Raw genomic sequence first — 15,852 nt, forward strand, 5'->3', positions numbered from 1 at the left:
CCCGCGCAGGATTCTCCTTCGCCAAGGCTACGGCGGGACGAGTCTCCCCCTCCGAATGACTCAGAGCACTTTCTTCGGTCGGTCCATCGACATTGCAAGACTGCAGCGTCGCGATAACTGTTGCGGCTCGCGAATAAGGCGACACGGGTGTGGCAGGAAGCTGGTATCCTGATCCCGTTTTTTGCCTGCTACCGCTCGACCTGAGGAGGCAATCATGGCGCGCAGCACACGGGTCGTTGTCCTTTCCCTCGTGTCGGGGCTCCTCTCGCTCTCGTGCTCGGACGACTCGCACGGCGGGAGCCCGGACGGCGGCGACGCTTCCACGGACGCGGATGGAGACACCGACTCCGACACCGACTCCGACACGGACTCCGACACCGACTCCGACACCGACTCCGACACCGACACAGACACGGACACCGACACCGACACAGACACCGACACGGATACGGACACCGACACCGACACGGACACGGAATCCGGGGCCTGGCAGACGGCATACGGCGTCACGTCCGGGGGCGTGTTCGGCACGTCGACCCATTTTTCGATGAGGGCGTTCGTCGGCGGATCGCCCATGGCGACCATGAGCAGCACCAGCTACCAGGCGGCCATCGGAATCGGCGCGCTGGCCAACCAGTAAGGAGCGAGAACAATGAACAGAATCAGCCTGGCCATCGCGGCTTTGATGATGGGCACGACGATCTCCACGGGCGCCTCGGCGGTTGTACCCGAGCTGATCCCGCTGCAGGGCATCCTCGCGGACGAGCTCGGGGACCCCATCGACGACACGGTAACGATGACCTTCCGGATGTACGCGAGCTCCGACGCGTCGTCCGCGATCTGGACCGAGGTCCAGCCCGTGGCCGTGGACAACGGCTTCTTCGCGGCCTACCTGGGCGATTTCACCGCGCTGCCGTCCGACTTCCCGACCTACGGCGAGGTCTGGCTCGGGGTCACCGTGGACAGCGATCCCGAGATGGACCGCTTCCAACTCGGCGCGGTGCCGTACGCCCTGGAGGCGCAGCGGTGCGAACGGGTGGGCAGCCTGACCGAGGACGACATCAACAGCGGCTTCGCGCCCGTCGGCTCCGGGGTCCCCGCCGGCGCGGTGATGTCCTTCAACCTCGCGCCTGTCCGGCGGGCTGGAGCCCGCTGGTCGCCGGGCAGGGGCGGGTGGTCGTCGGCGTGGCGCCCGGTGGTGCCGGCACCACCGTCGGGACGCCCCTGGTGAGCGGCGGCGGCCGCACGATCACGGAAGCGCCGAGCCACCTCCATTCCGTCAATCCCGCCAGCCAGACGGTCACCGTCGGCAACGAGAACGCGCACACCCACAGCGTCACCATCAATCCCGGCAGCTTCAACACCGCATCGGGGGGAAGCCACAGTCACGCGGCGAGCTCCGCGGCCTACTCCCACGACCACGTCCTCCTACAGCGGCAGGGTGCCTGGGCGCCCTCCGGCGAGGGCGACTACGCGTGCGGCGGGTGCGCGTACGGTGGCACGACCGCCAGTAGCGACGCGCCGATCACCAACGACAGCCACAGCCACACCATCACGGTCGACACCACGAACAGCGACCACTCCCACGCGGTCGACGTTTCGTCGACGACGAGCACGTCGGGGACCGGATCGACCCATACCCACACGGCCACTTTCGACATGAGCGCCTTCAACACCGCCTCCGCCGGCAGCGCCGCCGTCGACGTGACGATGCCCTACCTCCAGCTGCTCGTCTGCGTGAAGGACTGAATCCCGGAGAAGGTTACGACACCTTGCCCAAAGGAAAAGCCCGCGAAGTCTCCTCCGCGGGCCGGGGTGGGTATGCGGGGCGGGACGGGGCGTCACGCGGCCTCGGACTCCTCGGGGCTCTTTCGGGGCCTGCCGGAGCGCTTGAGGGTGAAGCGGTCGAGCTCGGCCATCACCGCCTTGTCCTCGCAGAACGCGCCGCGGGCCGCGTTGAGCGCCCGGATGAACCTCCTATAGCGCGCGAGCTGCTCCAGGCCGAACGTCTCGTGCAGCGCGAGGTACTGGCTGCGCAGGGAGTCGTGCTCGACGCGCCGGGCGCGCTGCGCCGCGACGTCCTCCTGGAGCTGCGCGATGTCGACGCCGGGGAACAGCCAGCCCTTGGCGACGAACAGGATGACCAGGGCCTCCAGGGCGTCGTCGAAGATCCGGGACGGGTAGAAAGTGCGCTTCGGTTTCATTGCAGTGTCCTTTCGTTGGGCCCGCCGTGTCGTGCGACGAGCGTGTTGACCAGGGCTATTGCAACGGGAATGCCAACGCGATTTTCACGGTTCTCGCGGCATCCGCGCGCATGATCGTGGCGTCTACGACACACTGCCGTGGCGTCGGCGACTCATCGCCATGGCAGCGTCGTATGGGCTCGAATGACTCAGAGCACTTTTTCGCGCGTCGTGATGCACCGTCCCGTCCGGCTCGGGTCCGTCGAGCGACAGCGGAAACCACATCCACGTGCAGTCCGCATCCGTATCTGTGTCGGTGTCCGTGTCCGTATCGGTGTCAGCGTCAGTGTCGGAATCGGAGTCCACGTCGCTTGCGTCGCTTGGGTCGCTTTGGTCGCTCGAGCAGCCGGCAGGCCAAGGGACGAAAGGGACGGAAGCGACCCAAACAAGGAGCCGGCCGGCCTGCGCCGCTGAGCGATCTGCTCTCGTGAGCATCTCTCACCCTCGTGATGCGCGGATCATACCACCGACGCGGGAGCGGGTGGGACGGGGAAGCGTGGGACCACGGGGACAATTAGGACACGTAGGACTCCCGCAATCCCACCTGTCCCCCAAGTCTCAGTAGTCCCACTCTGTCTTCGTCCCACTTGCGAAGGGGGCCCCATCCGAACGACTCAGAGCACTTTTCCAGGCGCTACTCGCCCTCCCGCGCCTTCTTCTTCATCTCCTTGCGCACGTCGGCGGCCTCGTCGTCGAGCAGCCACGTCTTCTGCAGCGCCTTGAGCACGATCGCGAGCTCGCGCATCGTCGCGATCAGCTCCTTGCTCATCGTCGGGATCTCCGGCCCGATCTTCGCCATCTGATCGGCGAGCTGCGACATGTCGTCGATCAGCTTCTCGAGCTTGTCCGCGTCCGTGAGCCGCTCCATGGACGCGATCATCCGATCCAGGCGGCCGTCGTTCATGAGCCGATCCGCGCCCTTCATCGTGCCGGTGAGCGCGCCGTCGTCGGCGAGCAGGGCGTCGAAGCGCGTGATGAGCCGGTCGGTCTTCTCGATGAGCCGGTCGACCCGCTCGGGCTCGAGCGCCGTGCCGAGGCCGCGGACCGCGCGCCCCGTGTTCGGGTCGTTGAACAGCTTGTCCGCGCCCCGGAACGCGCCGCGGAGCGCCGGGTCCTTGATGAGCTCCGCCAGAGGCTCGTCGATCTCGCCGAGCAGCACGTTGAGCTTGGACATCGTCGGGCCGAGGTCGTCGAACGCCTCGACCATGCGCCCGAGCCGGTCCTCCTCCTCGAGCTTGGCCATGAGGGTCTCCATCGTCGCGACGGCGCGATCGAGCGTGTTCATGTAGCGGCCGAGGTCGAGGGCCGAGGCGATGTCGATGAGGTCCATCGGCTCGTCGGCCGGGACGATCGCCCCGTGCGGCAGGGGCTCGCCCTTCTCGGCCGGCGAGACGAGGTTGATGCGCTTCTCGCCGATCCCGAGCAGGCGGCGCACGCTCGCCTTGCTCCCGGCCTGGACTCTGTGCGCGTGCGCTTCGAGGACGAGCAGCTCCACGTCGACGCGGTTGTCCTCCATGATCTCGATCTCGCCGATCTCGCCCACCACGATGCCGGAGAGCAGCACCGGGGAGCCCGCCGTGAGGCCCTCGCCGCGCAGCAGCTGCGTGTGGAAGGTCACGCGCGTCGCGAACCAGCGGTTCTGGATCGCCGCCCCGGCCACGAAGAGCACCACGACCGCTACGGCGAGGACCAGGAAGATCCCGGCGAGCCGCTCGCGGTAGGACAGGTAGATCTTCACGGCGTTGGCCTCCTCGAAGAGTCGTCCGCGGGCCGCGTCTGGTACGGAATGCCGATGCCGCCCTCGCCCCGGAACCATGCCTCAAACGGGGGGTTTTGGCGAGCCAGGCAGATCACGGCGGCGCTCGTCCGCCGCTCCCGGTACTCGCGGAGCCTGGACCAGGTCACCCCGCGGCCGCGATCCATCTCCCAGTCGCCGATCCCCTCGAGCACGACGAGCGCGGGCTCGAGCACGAGGGCGCGCGCGACGCACGTCCGCCAACGCGTGGCGCCGTCGACGTCGGACGGGCGCTGCCGCGCGAGCGGGGAGAGCGCGTAGCTCTCGAGGACGCGGTCGAGGTACGCCTCCTCCTCGTCGAACGACCTCCCGCCGTGCACGGAGACCGGCAGCGCGATGTTCTCCCGGAGCGTGCGGTTCGACAGGAGGCCGCCGTACCCCTGCACGAACCCGAGCCGCGCGCGCAGGCGCTGGAGCTCGAGGTACGGGATCCTGTAGACGTCGCGGCCGAGCAGCTCCACGGTGCCGCGGGAGGGCGGCGCCAGCGTCGCCATCGCGCGCGCGAGCGGACCCGACGGATCGACCACCGGATCGTCGCTGGCCGGCACGAGCGCGGCCCACTCGCCCGGCCCGAGCCGGAAGGGCGGCACCGCCCACGCGTGCGGCCCGGCCTCGAACCACAGGCCGTCCGTGAGGCGCAGGATGGGTTCCGTCGATGCGTTCGCGCCGCCCATCACAACACCCCGCCGAGAATCGAGGAGGTCTCGGAGTACAGGATCGTCGCGGCCGACACCCCGCCGTGGAGGACGACCAGGAAGACGAGAGAGTTCAGCGACGCGCGCGACACGGCGACCGGCACCTCGGTCGGCGAGCGCCCGACCGCCATGCCGTGGTAGCAGCCGATCAGGAACAGGCCGAGCCCGCCGACGACGGTCTTGATCGCCAGCCCGAGGATGTCGATAGGCTGCACGGCCGAGAACACGGCGCGGAAGAAGACGTCCGCGGGCAGCGACACGAGGAAGCGGGAGATCCCGAACCCCCCGGCGAGCGCGGCGGTGTCGAAGAGGATGTTCAGCGCGAAGAGCGAGAGCAGCCCGCCGAACACGCGCGGGGTCACGAGCTGCCGGATCGGGGAGAGCCCCATCACCTCGATCGCCTCGATCTCGCGCTGGACGCGCATGACGCCGAGCTCGGCCGAGATCGCGGTCACCGAGCGCACGATGACGATCCCGCCCGTGAGCAGCGGCGCGACCTCCCGGAGCACGACCACGGTCACCATGCGGCCGAGGTTCTCCGCGCCGGACAGCGCGCCGATGCCGCCTGTCCCCGCGACGATGGCGAACGCGCCGACGCCGAGGGCGAGGGTGGCGACCGGTCCCGCGGCCTGGACCCCGGTGAAGTAGACCTGCGAGAAGACCTGCTTCAGGAAGTCGCGCTGTCCGAGATCGCGGTTGGTCCAGACGACCTTGATCGAGAGGTAGAGGAGCGCGACGAGGTGGAACTGGTATCGCAGCCAGCCGATGATCGCCGCGCCCGCCCTGTCCAACCAACGCAAGGAGATCCTCCGCCGCTTCCGCCGCAGGCGCACCTTCGGCGCCTCCCGGGCTTCGCCTTCGCGTATGTTTGCACGGCGCGCGGCGGGCGGCAACACCGGCGATCGCGGTGGCGGCGATTGTGACATTTCGTGTTTTATCAATGGGTTCAGCCAGTTTCGAGATTTCTAGCTTCCTATTTCCAATGAAAATGGTAGATACGCCCGGATCGCGCAACCGACGCGGCTCGCCCCTATTGCCGCCGAACGGGAGAGACACGAGGGTGTTCTTCAGCACCGACAAGCCCGCTTCCAGGATCTTGGGGCTCGGCACCTACCTGCCGGAGGACGTCCTCACCAACGACGACCTCGCGACGATGATGGACACGTCGGACGAGTGGATCTTCTCCCGCACGGGCATCCGATCGCGGCACCGCGCCCGGCCCGAGGAGACGACCGCGTCCATCGGCACCGAGGCGGCGCGTCGCGCCATCGCCAACGCGGGGCTCGAGCCCGACGACATCGACGCCGTCATCATGGGGACGATGTTCCCGGACCACACCTATCCGGGCCCCGGGATGGTCGTTCAGCACCGGCTCGGCATCCGGAACCCGGTGCCGGTTTTCGATCTGCGGGTCCAGTGCGCCGGCTTCGTCTACGCGCTCTCGATGGCGGATCTCTACATCCGCACCGGGCAGGCCCGCCACGTCCTCGCCGTGTTCGCGGAGAAGGAGTTCGATCACTTCAAGGTGGACCGCCAGATCGGCGTGATCTTCGGCGACGGCGGCGGCGCCGCGGTGATCGGCCCGGCGGACGGCGATCGCGGCTTGTACGTGACCGACATCCACGCCGACGGCGCGGGCGTGCAGGATCTGATCATGACGTCGGACAACCTCGTCGGGCTGCGCGAGGGTACCGCGGTGTGGCCCGAGGAACTCGCGAAGTGCCGGGAGTACTGGGACGAGAAGGGGATCATCCCGGGGCACACGAAGTTCCCGTTCTGGGTCGGGCAGGAGGTGTTCAAGCACGCGGTGAAGAGGCTCATCCGCGGGGCGCGCGACGCCATCGCCGGCACCCCCTGGAGCTTCGACGACGTGAGCCACTTCTTCTTCCACCAGGCGAACGCCCGCATCAACGCGAAGCTCGCGGAGCTGCTCCGGCTCCCCGCCCAGAAGGTCCCATCCAACATCGAGCGGATCGGCAACACGGGCGCGGGCTCGGTGATCATCCTCATGGACGAAGAGCGCGGTCGAGGACGTCTCGCGGACGGGGACGTGTGCCTCCTGTCCGCTTTCGGCGCCGGTTATCTTTGGGGCACGGCCGTCCTCAAATTCTAGAAACATCTAACGCTTCTGGGCTGTTCCGAGCACAAGGGTCCAGGCGGACACAACCCCGGAGGCGGGGTGTCGGATGAATTTCGAGATCCGGAAGCGGGTCGATCCGTCTTGGGGGAGGAGGAGGACGAGGCTCCCATGCAGGAAACACTTGACTTGGAACTATTGAAAAACAATATTGTTGAAAATTTTGGACAGGATCGCCCTTGCAAAGCCGCAGGGGCGTGTTCCGAACCAACCGTTTGGAGGCCGAACATGATTCGCAAGCTGACGGTCCTAGCGGGCGTCGCCGCCGTGCTGCTCTTCGCGCGGGCGGCCGAGGCGCAATACCAGGCGCGGCCGGTGATCTCGACGCTCACCCCGACCTCCGGACCCCCTGGAACCTTCGTCACGATCTCGGGTGTCAATTTCGGAAACGAGTACCGCGTCGAGTACAACGGCGTGCCGTTGACCCCGAAGAAGATCGCGCCCAACGAGATCGTGGTGCAGCTGCCCATGAACGCGGTCCAGGGGCGGTTCACGCTGCGCGGTCCGGTGCACACGGTCACGAGCGCGCAGGTGTTCTGGGTCATCCAGACCGTCGCGGCGCCGGTCATCATGTCGATCGATCCGGTCGTGGGCCCGCCGGGCACGACCGTCACGATCAACGGCAACAACTTCTCGGGCAAGGGGCACGAGAACACCGTGCTGATCAGCGGGATTCCGCTCACGGTCCGCTCCGCGACGGCGACGCGCATCCAGGCCGTGATCCCTCCCGGCGCGAACACCGGGAACATCACGGTGCAGGTCTACAACGCCGGACAGGCCACCTCTCCGCAGTCGTTCACCGTCCTCGCGCAACTGAAGATCGATCAGATGGATCCCCAGATGGGGCCCCCGGGGACGCACGTGACGCTGGTCGGCTCCGGCTTCTCGACCAAGGCGAAGGACAACACGGTCATGCTCGGTGACGCGAAGTGCAAGATCGTGTCGGTCGAGCCCGGTCGGATCGTCGTGCAGGTCCCAAAGAAGAACGTGTCGACGGGCCGGTTCAACGTCACGGTCAAGGGCCTGGGCAGCTATGAGCACCCGGCCCCGTTCCCGGTCGTCTACCCGCCGGAGATCTCGTCGTTCACGCCGCTCGCCGGCAACGTCGGCACCGTGGTGTCGATCAAGGGGCTCCATTTCGACGGCGATCCCTCGCGCATCCAGGTGCTGCTCACCGGCCGCGTGTGCCCGGTGACGCTCGCGACACCGAACGAGATCCGGGTCCAGGTCCCGCAGGGCGCGGTGTCCGGCAAGTTCAAGGTCATCATCCCGCAGATGGGCACGGCCGAGAGCGACGCCGCCTACGAGGTGTGGGCGCCGCTCGCGGTGACGCGCATGGATCCGCTGTTCGGCCTGCCGGGCACGGAGGTCCGTATCGACGGCTCCGGCTTCCGCGGCAAGCCGGCCGATCACTCGCTCTTCATGAACGCGCAGAAGATCGACATCGTTCGCATCGACAACGGCGGGCTCGTGTTCAAGATCCCGGCCAACGCGCCGGACGGCCCGGTGTCGTTGCGCCTCGAGGTCGCCGAGCGCGGCGCGACGATGATCCCGATGACGCTGACGGTGCTCCACTCGCCCGAGATCGCCGGCTTCTCCCCGACGCGCGGGTCCATCGGCACGCCGGTCATGGTCACGGGCAACTACTTCGGGACGCAACCCAACCACGTCCGCGTCCTGCTCGGCGGCCAGGTCGTGCCGATCACGTCGATCACTCCCACGCAGGTCTCCTTCTCGGTGCCGCCGGGCGCCATCACGGGCTCCATCGAGGTGCAGACCGTTCGCCGCGGCAACGCGACGACCGGAAAGAAGCAGTTCGAGGTGTACGTCCCGGTCCAGGCGCTCAACTTCCTGCCGTCCCTCGGCTACGAAGGGCAGACGGTGCACCTGTTCGGCTCCGGCTTCGACACGAACCCGAAGCAGAACACCGTGACGCTCAACGGCGTCAAGCTCACCGTCCTGGAGGCGTCGCCGACGCGGCTCAAGGTGAAGCTCGCCAAGAAGATCACCTCCGGAACGTTCCGGGTCGAGGTGCCGGGGCGCGGCTTCTCGGAGACGATCCAGCGTTTCAGCGTCGTGCAGCAGCTCAAGGTCAAGAGCTTCGCGCCCGCGAACGGCGTCCCGGGCACGTATGTCGTCATCAAGGGGCTCGGGTTCGAGAACGCGGGCCTGCGCGGCTACATCGGGCAGACGCCCATCAGCGTGCGCGTCGACTCCCCGACGCAGGTCACGATCGCCGTGCCGCCGAACGCGGATTCCGACAAGTTCGTCTTCACGGCGCCCGGCGCGGGCCAGGCGGAGTCGGACGCGAAGTTCAAGGTGCTGACGCCGCTCCTGATCACCGGCTTCCAGCCCGCCTACGGCCCCGAGGGGACGAAGGTCTCAGTCTACGGGACGGGCTTCGATCTGCGCCCGAACAAGACCAAGGTCACCTACAACCGCGTCGCGCTCAACGTCGAGAACGGATCCACCGAGACGTCGCTCATCGTCACGATCCCGAAGGGGTCCGCGGACAGCGCATTCAAGGTGAAGGTCCGCGACCGCGGCGAGGTCGAGAGCGAGAACATGTTCTCCGTCGTGCGGCCTCAAGCTGCGCCGATCCCGGTCGCGACGCCGACTCCTGCGCCGACGCCGGTCCCGGTCGCGACGCCGGCGCCCACTCCGGCGGTCGAGAGCGATCCGTACGCCTGGGGGACTCCCGCCACGACTCCGGCGCCGGCCCCGGCTCCGAAGCCTGTCCCGACGCCGCCCACGACGCCTGCCAACATGGACGACATGCTCGGCGTGGCCGGCGGCGAGCAGCCGAAGATCACGCGCATCGACCCGGCCGAGGCGGCCGTCGGCGACCTCATCATGATCGAGGGGGCCGGCTTCGGCGAGGACATGGCCGCGGTCAAGGCCTGGATCGGCAACGTGCCCGCGAACGTCGTCGGCGTGCTGCCGGAGATGGTCCAGATCGAGGTGCCGGTCGGCGTGCGCCGCGGCGCCGTGAAGCTGAAGATCGGGGAGAAGATATCCGTGAAGTCGGAATCGCTTGTCACCGTCACCGACGCGCCCCAGTGATCCGCGGCGAGCCCCTCTCCCGCCTCACCCCGCGAACCACGCCATGATCATCCAGAGCGCCGTCCCGCCGATGGCGCAAACCCAAGCGAGCCGACGCCCCCGCCGAGCGGGCTCGGTGCGCGGCGCGGCGCAGAGCCAGACCGCGCCGACTATCCACGCGAGGAGGCCGGCGAGCACGAGGATCGAGCCGATGGGTGACGGGTCCTTCGGCCTCGGCGGGGCCCGCCGGGCGGCCGCGGCGTCGTACTCCGAGCTTGGCGTGCCACGGGTTCGGAGCGCGACGACGGCCCGCTCCGCCCGCTCGAGCGCGTCGCCGTTGGGTTGCCACACGTGCCGCGTCGAGAGGATGGAGCGGCGCACGACCTCCCAAAGGTAGAGGGAGAGCTCGCGATCCCCTCGCATCTCGGCGCCCTTCGCCATGATCGAGAGCCTGTCGAGCGACCGTGCCGGGTAGGGCGATCCCGGCGCGTAGCAGCGCGCGGCGTCCTCGAACGCGGCGGCGGCGCCGTACACGTCGCGCGCGTCCGCGAGCCTGCGGGCCTCGTCGAAGCGGCTCTTTCCGTCGTGGACCATGCGGCCGGTCGCGAGCGCGACAAGCGCGGCAACCCCGAGGATCACGGCGGCGAACGCGCGCCGGAGCGTTTGGTGCGGCACCGGGAGGACCTCAGGCGAAGTCGCGGCGTCCGAGGAGGACGACCGCGAGCGTGAGGAACAGGGCCGTGTACGCGATCCCGTACCCGATGGTGTGCCACGCGTAGCCGTTCGAGACGTACTGCCCGAGCACCGTGGCCCAAGACTGCTCCACCATCTTGCCGCTCGGGTAGAACAGGTAGAGGTTCGGCACCACGGCGGTCACGCCGTCCATGACTGGCCCCATCCAGGCGAGATCCTTGTTCTTGGCGAGCGCCTCGAGGAGCTGCGCGTTCCGGCCGGCCGCGAACAGCCCCAGGCAGAAGAGCCCGCTCAGGAACGGGCTCGAGAACGACGTGAAGAACAGCGCCATGGCGACGACGAGCAGCGTCTCCACGAAGATGAACGCCACGGCGACGAACAGCCCCGCCGTGAGCTCCGCACCCTCGACCTTGAGGAGCACGAGGAACACCGCGAGCATGAGAGCCATCTGCACGGCCAGCGTCGCCGCGAGGCCGAGGAACTTCCCGAGCAGGTACGTCGTGCGGGAGACCGGCTTCGCGAGCACCGGGTAGATCGTGCGCTTCTCGATCTCCTTGTGGAGCAGCGTGATGCCGAGGAAGATCGCGATGAGCACCGAGAAGAACGACACGCCCGCGAGGCCGACGTCCATGGTGCACCGGACCTGCTGGTTGAAGGACAGGCGGCCGAGCACGACGCTGAACAGGATGAGCGCGATCGCGAAGAACAGGAAGCCGTACAGGATGCGATCGCGGATCGCCTCTCGGTACGTGTTCTTGGCGATGGCGAGCAGCTTGGTCACCGCGGCTCCTCCTCGGGTGCGCGAACGGCGAGCAGTATACCGCAGAAAGCCATTTCTCGGTTTGTCATTTGGGCGTTTGGTTCCTAGAATGAACCGGCGAGGAGGGCGCTGCGCATGGATCTCGACAGGGCGAGGGAGATCATCACCGCGTGGGCGCGCGCCGAGTTCGGCAGGCTGCTGCAGGTGCGCGACGTCGCCGTGGTGCGCAGGGCGACCGGCCGGGTGTGGAGCGGCGAGGTGTTCTGTTCCACCCGCGAGGGCGACGTCCGGGTCGGGGCCGTCTGCGTCGAGGAGACCGGCGGCATCGTCGATCTCGTGGACATCGACGCCATCGTCGACGCGTTGGTGGCGGTCCGGCGCGCGTCCGTCGAGAGGCCTTCCCTCCCTGCCGCGCCCGCCGCGGAGGCCGAGACCGACTTCTCGGATCTCGCCTTCGACAGCGCGCCTCCTCCTGCGACGGCGCAGGGCGACGATCTCGAGGGGGTCTTCGACGCGCTGGAGAGCACGTCGATCCAGGAGCGGGCGAACCGGCTGATCGCCACCGGCGACCGGGAGAAGCTGCTCGAGGCGCGGAACCTCCTGCCCCAGCTGCTCGTGGCGCCGGACACCCGCGGCTTCGTGCTGCGGCAGATGGGGGAGCTCGAGCTCCTGCTCGGCGAGCTCGATCTCGGCCTCAACTACCTCGAGGCGGCGGCGCGCGAGTTCGCCGATCTCGCCGACATCGCGGCGCTTGAGGAGATTGCCGGGCTGACCGCGCACGTCATCGGGCCGGAGGCGGCCGAGACGTCGCCCGTCAGGATCCTGCTCGATCGGGCGAGGGCGCGGCTGCGCCCGATCGACAGGATCGAGCAGGCGCCGCTCTTCATCGGCCTGAGCGAGGAGGAGATCTTCCACCTCCAGGGCGCCGGCGTGCCGATCGCCTTGGGGCCGGGCGACGATCTCCTGCGCGAGGGCGAGCCCGCGACCAGGGCGTTCGTCGTGAGGTCGGGCGTGCTCTCCGTGCGCCTCGAGTCGTCCGAGGGCGGCGCTCGGGTCGTGCGGAGCTGCTTCCCGGGGGACTTCATCGGCGAGTCGAGCGTCCTCGGGCCGCCCGGCTGCACCTGCACCGCGACGGTCCGCAGCGAGGCGCAGACCGCGCTGTGGCGCTTCGAAGGCGCGCAGCTCCGTGACATCATCGCGGAGTATCCCGAGATCGGCACGCGCATCGAGTCGGCGAGGACGCTCCACCGCCTCGACTCGTTCCTGTCCATGCACGACGCCACCGCCGCGCTCGACGTGGCCGTGCGCGATCAGCTCCTCGGGAGCATCAACGGGATCGCGCGCGTTCGTGCCGGCGATCGCATGAACCGCGCGGGCGCGGTCCCGGCCGCGGTCTACCTCGTCGTCGAGGGCCGCCTCGAGTACCGGCCGCCCGGCGGCGCGGTGCGCGTGTACGGCCCGGACTCCTTCGCCGGCCTGAAGGACTCCCTGCACGAGCTGCCGCTCGAGGGGGATCTCGTCGCCGCGACGGACGGGGTCGTCGTGCGCTTCGATCCGAACCGCCTCAAGGGGATCGCCACGGCCGCGACGCCCGAGGTGATCGCCGTCCTCGAGAAGATGGAGTGACGCGAGATCGCAGAGGCGCGGTCGTGTTCGACCTCGACGGGACGCTCGTCGACACGTCGGGCGACATCGTCGCCGCGATCAACCACATGCGCGGGCTCGCGTCGCTGCCGCCTTTGGATCGCGCCGCCGTGCTCGCCGAGGTCGGCTTCGGCGCGCCGCACCTCATCGAGCGGACCACGGAGGCGTCGGGCGCCGCCCCTTTGCCGGAGCGCCTCGACGAGTTCAGGCGGCACTACCGGGAGCACCAGGGCACCGCGTCGGCGATCTACCCGGGCGTGCGATCGATGATCGACGAGCTGGCCGCCGAGTTCGACCTGTACGTCCTGTCCAACAAGCCGCACGACGCCGCGGTCCGCGAGATCGAGATCCGGGGCCTCGGCGCCGCGTTCCGCCGCGTCTGGGGCGCGGGCAGCCTGCCGGCGCTGAAGCCGGATCCCGTCGGGGTGCGCGAGGCGCTTCGCGAGAGCGGCGTCGACGCCTCTCGGGGGGCGATGGTCGGCGACATGGCGATCGACGTCGCCACGGGCGCCGCCGCCGGCGTCCGCTCGTTCCTCGTGTCGTGGGGGTTCAAGAGCCCGCGGCTCGAGGCCGCCCTCGCGGTGCCGGGCTCGTTCACGTCCGCGGCCTCTCCCGAGCGGCTCGCCGCGGAGATCCGGCGCGCGATCCCGGCGAGGTCGTGAGCGGCCTCCGTTTGTGCTTGAAGCGGAGCAGCCTTCTCATCATACTTTTCCCGCTGCAATCGAAAGGCCGTTGGGGGACGGATCCGAGCCCCACCGGTCCAGGAGGTCGACATGGCCTGGAACTGCTACTCGTGCGGGACGAAGAACCCCAACAGCGCCGACACGTGCTCCAAGTGCGGCGGCAACGTCGCGGCGCCGAAGAGCTTCTACGTCACCTGGGTGTTTGGCGGCGCCGTCATCTTCGCGGCCTTCTACATGATCGGGACGTTCGCCGGCGGAGTGGTCGTCGCCACGATCGCGGCCCCCGACGATCAGGCCGTCATCGCCCAGCTGAACTCCACGAAGACGGCGGGTGATCTGCCGGTCAAGACGCTCACGGACGTGAAGCCGGAGCAGATCACCGCGGCGCGCGCCGTGGCGACCGAGAAGGCGAAGGCGGCGATGTCGCCCGTGCTCCGCGAGATCATCACCTGGATCTTCCCCCTGTTCCTGTTCGTCCTCGCGGGCATGCTCGTCGGGTTCATGTCGGACGGGAAGACGATCATCGAGGCGGGCCTCGGCGCCGCGGTCGGACAGGTCGGCGGCTTCCTGCTCCACATCTACGTGTTCGAGACGGATCTCAGCTGGCTGGCGCTGGTCATCGGGCTCGTGCCGGGCATCGGGGTCGGGATCCTCGGCGCCTGGCTCGGCGAGATCATGCAGCTCCGCAAGGAGGCGGCGGGCTGAGCGAGCGCCGCGCGAGGTTGCGACGGGTCGGACCCGGGAGGCGTTCGTCGCGATCCCTGGTGGGCGGCGCGGGGCTCCTTCTCGCCGTTCTCGCGTCGAGCGCCGTGGCCGCAGAGGATCGCGGGCCTCTCGAGCTGCCGCTGTCTTTCGATCCCGTCCTCCTGCTGCAGCCGCGCCTCGTCTTCCGCGCCGAGGATCGCGGGAGCGCCGAGGAGCGCGAGATCGCGGCGTCGCTCCACAGGGCGGAGATCGGCTTCTCTTTGTCCGGCGGGGCCGTCGTCGCGGCGTTCACGGCGGACGTGTCGAGCGGCAAGCCGTTCCTGCGCGATGCGTACGTCGACATCGGCTTTCTCGAGGGCACCGTCACGGCGCGCGCGGGCTTCGTGCGCCCGCCTCTCGGGAGGGAGGTCCTCGCCGCGGGGGATCGGCACACGCTTCCCGCCGAGCCCCTGTCGCTCGCCGTCGTCGACCCGCAGCGCGAGCTCGGGCTCGAGCTCCACGGCCGCGTCGCCGGGATCCTGTCGTACGCCGTCGGCGCCTGGAGCGGGATCGCCGAGGGGATAGACGGGACGCCGGGGGCCGGCGAGCTCCAGGTGCTCGCGGGAGGGCGCCTCGCCGTCGAGCCGTTCGGCGCGCTCCCGGCCGAGGAGGGCGCGTCGGACCTGCGGGGCGGCGGGACGCGGGCCGCGTTCGCGGCGGCCGGGCTCTTCGGGCGGCGCGAGGGCGTGCCGTTCCCGGGTCGTGCCGGGCCGGGCGCCACGTACGGAGAGGATCGCTTACGCGCCGGCGGCGAGGCCGCCTTCCAGTGGAAGGGGCTGAGCGCGGTCGCGGAGTTTTTCTGGAGCTCTGCGTGGGCATCTCCCGGAACGAGCACCGCGCTCGAGCGGCGGCTGCCGCGGGTGGACGGGATCGGCGGATACCTCCAGCTCGCCGGGTTCGTGATCCCAAGGCGCCTCGAACTCGCCGCGCGCTGCGAGGCGTGGGACGAGGACGTCGAGATCGCGGGCGCGCTCCTCGCCCCCATGGCCGGGGTGTCCTTCCACGTGATCCCGTCGCGCGTCGTCTTCCGCCTCGGCTACCGCGTCCGCTTCGCGCTCGACGAGCCGTTCCCGGACGAGAGCCCGTACGCGGAGCCTATCACGCACGACGTCATGGCGATGTTGCAGCTGTCGCTGTAGGGGCGAACCTATGTGTTCGCCCTGATGATCCCGAATCGCCCGTCGCCACAATAGGGCGAACACATAGGTTCGCCCCTACTGGCTTCTTCGCGCCACAGTGTTGAAAGAACGACACACCCACACCCGAGATGCCTCTCGAGGCAGCCGAGGTGCGGGGAAGTCGCAGTCGAGATGCGAAGGTTCGCAGCGGAGAGGCGAGGGGGGCGCAGTCGAGGTGCGAAAATCCGCACTGGAGAGGCGAGGGGGGCGCAGTCGAGGTGCGAAGGTTCGCAGCGGG

16 protein-coding genes are annotated in these 15,852 nt (G+C 69.0%); 8 read left to right on the plus strand and 8 right to left on the minus strand.

The features are described 5' to 3' along the window. Window positions 1–214: 214 nt before the first annotated feature. Together M0R80_26570 and M0R80_26575 are read left to right on the plus strand one after the other, a co-directional pair. Window positions 215–640, plus strand: coding sequence for a hypothetical protein (locus M0R80_26570; GenBank protein ID MCK9463201.1), 426 nt, complete (start codon window positions 215–217; stop codon window positions 638–640). Window positions 641–652: 12 nt separating this feature from the next. Continuing rightward, window positions 653–1,231 carry a hypothetical protein gene (locus M0R80_26575; protein MCK9463202.1) on the plus strand — a complete coding sequence of 193 codons (579 nt, stop codon included), beginning with the start codon at window positions 653–655 and terminating at the stop codon, window positions 1,229–1,231. Window positions 1,232–1,469: 238 nt separating this feature from the next. Here the strand turns inward: M0R80_26575 and M0R80_26580 are convergent, their stop codons facing one another. The 6 genes from M0R80_26580 to M0R80_26605 all read right to left on the minus strand — a co-directional run bounded on the left by M0R80_26580 (window position 1,470) and on the right by M0R80_26605 (window position 5,533). After that, window positions 1,470–1,661, minus strand: a complete 192-nt coding sequence (locus M0R80_26580; protein MCK9463203.1) for a hypothetical protein — start codon at window positions 1,659–1,661, stop codon at window positions 1,470–1,472. Between the two features lie 180 nt (window positions 1,662–1,841). Continuing rightward, complete coding sequence (locus tag M0R80_26585; protein ID MCK9463204.1) at window positions 1,842–2,204, minus strand: hypothetical protein; 363 nt, start codon at window positions 2,202–2,204, stop codon at window positions 1,842–1,844. Window positions 2,205–2,327: 123 nt separating this feature from the next. Then, window positions 2,328–2,678 carry a hypothetical protein gene (locus M0R80_26590; GenBank protein ID MCK9463205.1) on the minus strand — a complete coding sequence of 117 codons (351 nt, stop codon included), beginning with the start codon at window positions 2,676–2,678 and terminating at the stop codon, window positions 2,328–2,330. A 199-nt stretch (window positions 2,679–2,877) separates the two neighbouring features. Then, on the minus strand, window positions 2,878–3,981 hold the full coding sequence (locus M0R80_26595) for an MlaD family protein (GenBank protein MCK9463206.1): 1,104 nt from the start codon (window positions 3,979–3,981) through the stop codon (window positions 2,878–2,880). Continuing rightward, a complete protein-coding gene (locus M0R80_26600) occupies window positions 3,978–4,712 on the minus strand; it encodes an ATP-binding cassette domain-containing protein (protein ID MCK9463207.1) in 735 nt (244 codons plus the stop codon). Before M0R80_26600 ends, M0R80_26595 begins: the two co-directional genes overlap by 4 nt. Continuing rightward, window positions 4,712–5,533 (minus strand): ABC transporter permease, encoded by an 822-nt coding sequence (locus M0R80_26605; GenBank protein MCK9463208.1) that lies wholly within the window; start codon window positions 5,531–5,533, stop codon window positions 4,712–4,714. The genes M0R80_26600 and M0R80_26605 overlap by 1 nt, the downstream gene beginning before the upstream one ends. A gap of 182 nt (window positions 5,534–5,715) precedes the next feature. Here M0R80_26605 and M0R80_26610 point away from each other — a divergent pair, with 182 nt between their 5' ends. Together M0R80_26610 and M0R80_26615 are read left to right on the plus strand one after the other, a co-directional pair. Next, a complete protein-coding gene (locus tag M0R80_26610) occupies window positions 5,716–6,846 on the plus strand; it encodes a beta-ketoacyl-ACP synthase 3 (protein MCK9463209.1) in 1,131 nt (376 codons plus the stop codon). Between the two features lie 252 nt (window positions 6,847–7,098). Next, complete coding sequence (locus tag M0R80_26615) at window positions 7,099–9,933, plus strand: IPT/TIG domain-containing protein (protein MCK9463210.1); 2,835 nt, start codon at window positions 7,099–7,101, stop codon at window positions 9,931–9,933. A 24-nt stretch (window positions 9,934–9,957) separates the two neighbouring features. Here M0R80_26615 and M0R80_26620 read toward each other — a convergent pair whose 3' ends face one another. Both M0R80_26620 and M0R80_26625 read right to left on the minus strand, forming a co-directional pair. Then, window positions 9,958–10,587, minus strand: a complete 630-nt coding sequence (locus M0R80_26620; protein ID MCK9463211.1) for a hypothetical protein — start codon at window positions 10,585–10,587, stop codon at window positions 9,958–9,960. A gap of 10 nt (window positions 10,588–10,597) precedes the next feature. Beyond that, on the minus strand, window positions 10,598–11,386 hold the full coding sequence (locus M0R80_26625; protein ID MCK9463212.1) for an ABC transporter permease: 789 nt from the start codon (window positions 11,384–11,386) through the stop codon (window positions 10,598–10,600). Between the two features lie 114 nt (window positions 11,387–11,500). On the opposite strand from M0R80_26625, the gene M0R80_26630 reads away from it, so the two are divergent. From M0R80_26630 to M0R80_26645, 4 genes are all read left to right on the plus strand, one after another. Next, on the plus strand, window positions 11,501–12,991 hold the full coding sequence (locus M0R80_26630; GenBank protein ID MCK9463213.1) for a cyclic nucleotide-binding domain-containing protein: 1,491 nt from the start codon (window positions 11,501–11,503) through the stop codon (window positions 12,989–12,991). Further along, a complete protein-coding gene (locus M0R80_26635) occupies window positions 12,988–13,671 on the plus strand; it encodes an HAD hydrolase-like protein (protein ID MCK9463214.1) in 684 nt (227 codons plus the stop codon). Before M0R80_26630 ends, M0R80_26635 begins: the two co-directional genes overlap by 4 nt. 111 nt (window positions 13,672–13,782) lie before the next feature. Beyond that, on the plus strand, window positions 13,783–14,397 hold the full coding sequence (locus tag M0R80_26640) for a hypothetical protein (GenBank protein ID MCK9463215.1): 615 nt from the start codon (window positions 13,783–13,785) through the stop codon (window positions 14,395–14,397). A 17-nt stretch (window positions 14,398–14,414) separates the two neighbouring features. Continuing rightward, on the plus strand, window positions 14,415–15,575 hold the full coding sequence (locus tag M0R80_26645; GenBank protein ID MCK9463216.1) for a hypothetical protein: 1,161 nt from the start codon (window positions 14,415–14,417) through the stop codon (window positions 15,573–15,575). Window positions 15,576–15,852 lie beyond the last annotated feature (277 nt).

Source organism: Pseudomonadota bacterium (genome assembly GCA_023229365.1).
GTDB lineage: Bacteria > Myxococcota_A > Polyangia > JAAYKL01 > JAAYKL01 > JALNZK01.

Coding starts and splice junctions, on each gene's coding strand:
- M0R80_26570 (MCK9463201.1), top strand. CDS start 215: ATGGCGCGCAGCACACGGGTCGTTGTCCTTTCCCTCGTGTCGGGGCTC.
- M0R80_26575 (MCK9463202.1), top strand. CDS start 653: ATGAACAGAATCAGCCTGGCCATCGCGGCTTTGATGATGGGCACGACG.
- M0R80_26580 (MCK9463203.1), bottom strand. CDS start 1,661: ATGTCGAAAGTGGCCGTGTGGGTATGGGTCGATCCGGTCCCCGACGTG.
- M0R80_26585 (MCK9463204.1), bottom strand. CDS start 2,204: ATGAAACCGAAGCGCACTTTCTACCCGTCCCGGATCTTCGACGACGCC.
- M0R80_26590 (MCK9463205.1), bottom strand. CDS start 2,678: ATGCTCACGAGAGCAGATCGCTCAGCGGCGCAGGCCGGCCGGCTCCTT.
- M0R80_26600 (MCK9463207.1), bottom strand. CDS start 4,712: ATGGGCGGCGCGAACGCATCGACGGAACCCATCCTGCGCCTCACGGAC.
- M0R80_26610 (MCK9463209.1), top strand. CDS start 5,716: ATGAAAATGGTAGATACGCCCGGATCGCGCAACCGACGCGGCTCGCCC.
- M0R80_26615 (MCK9463210.1), top strand. CDS start 7,099: ATGATTCGCAAGCTGACGGTCCTAGCGGGCGTCGCCGCCGTGCTGCTC.
- M0R80_26630 (MCK9463213.1), top strand. CDS start 11,501: ATGGATCTCGACAGGGCGAGGGAGATCATCACCGCGTGGGCGCGCGCC.
- M0R80_26640 (MCK9463215.1), top strand. CDS start 13,783: ATGGCCTGGAACTGCTACTCGTGCGGGACGAAGAACCCCAACAGCGCC.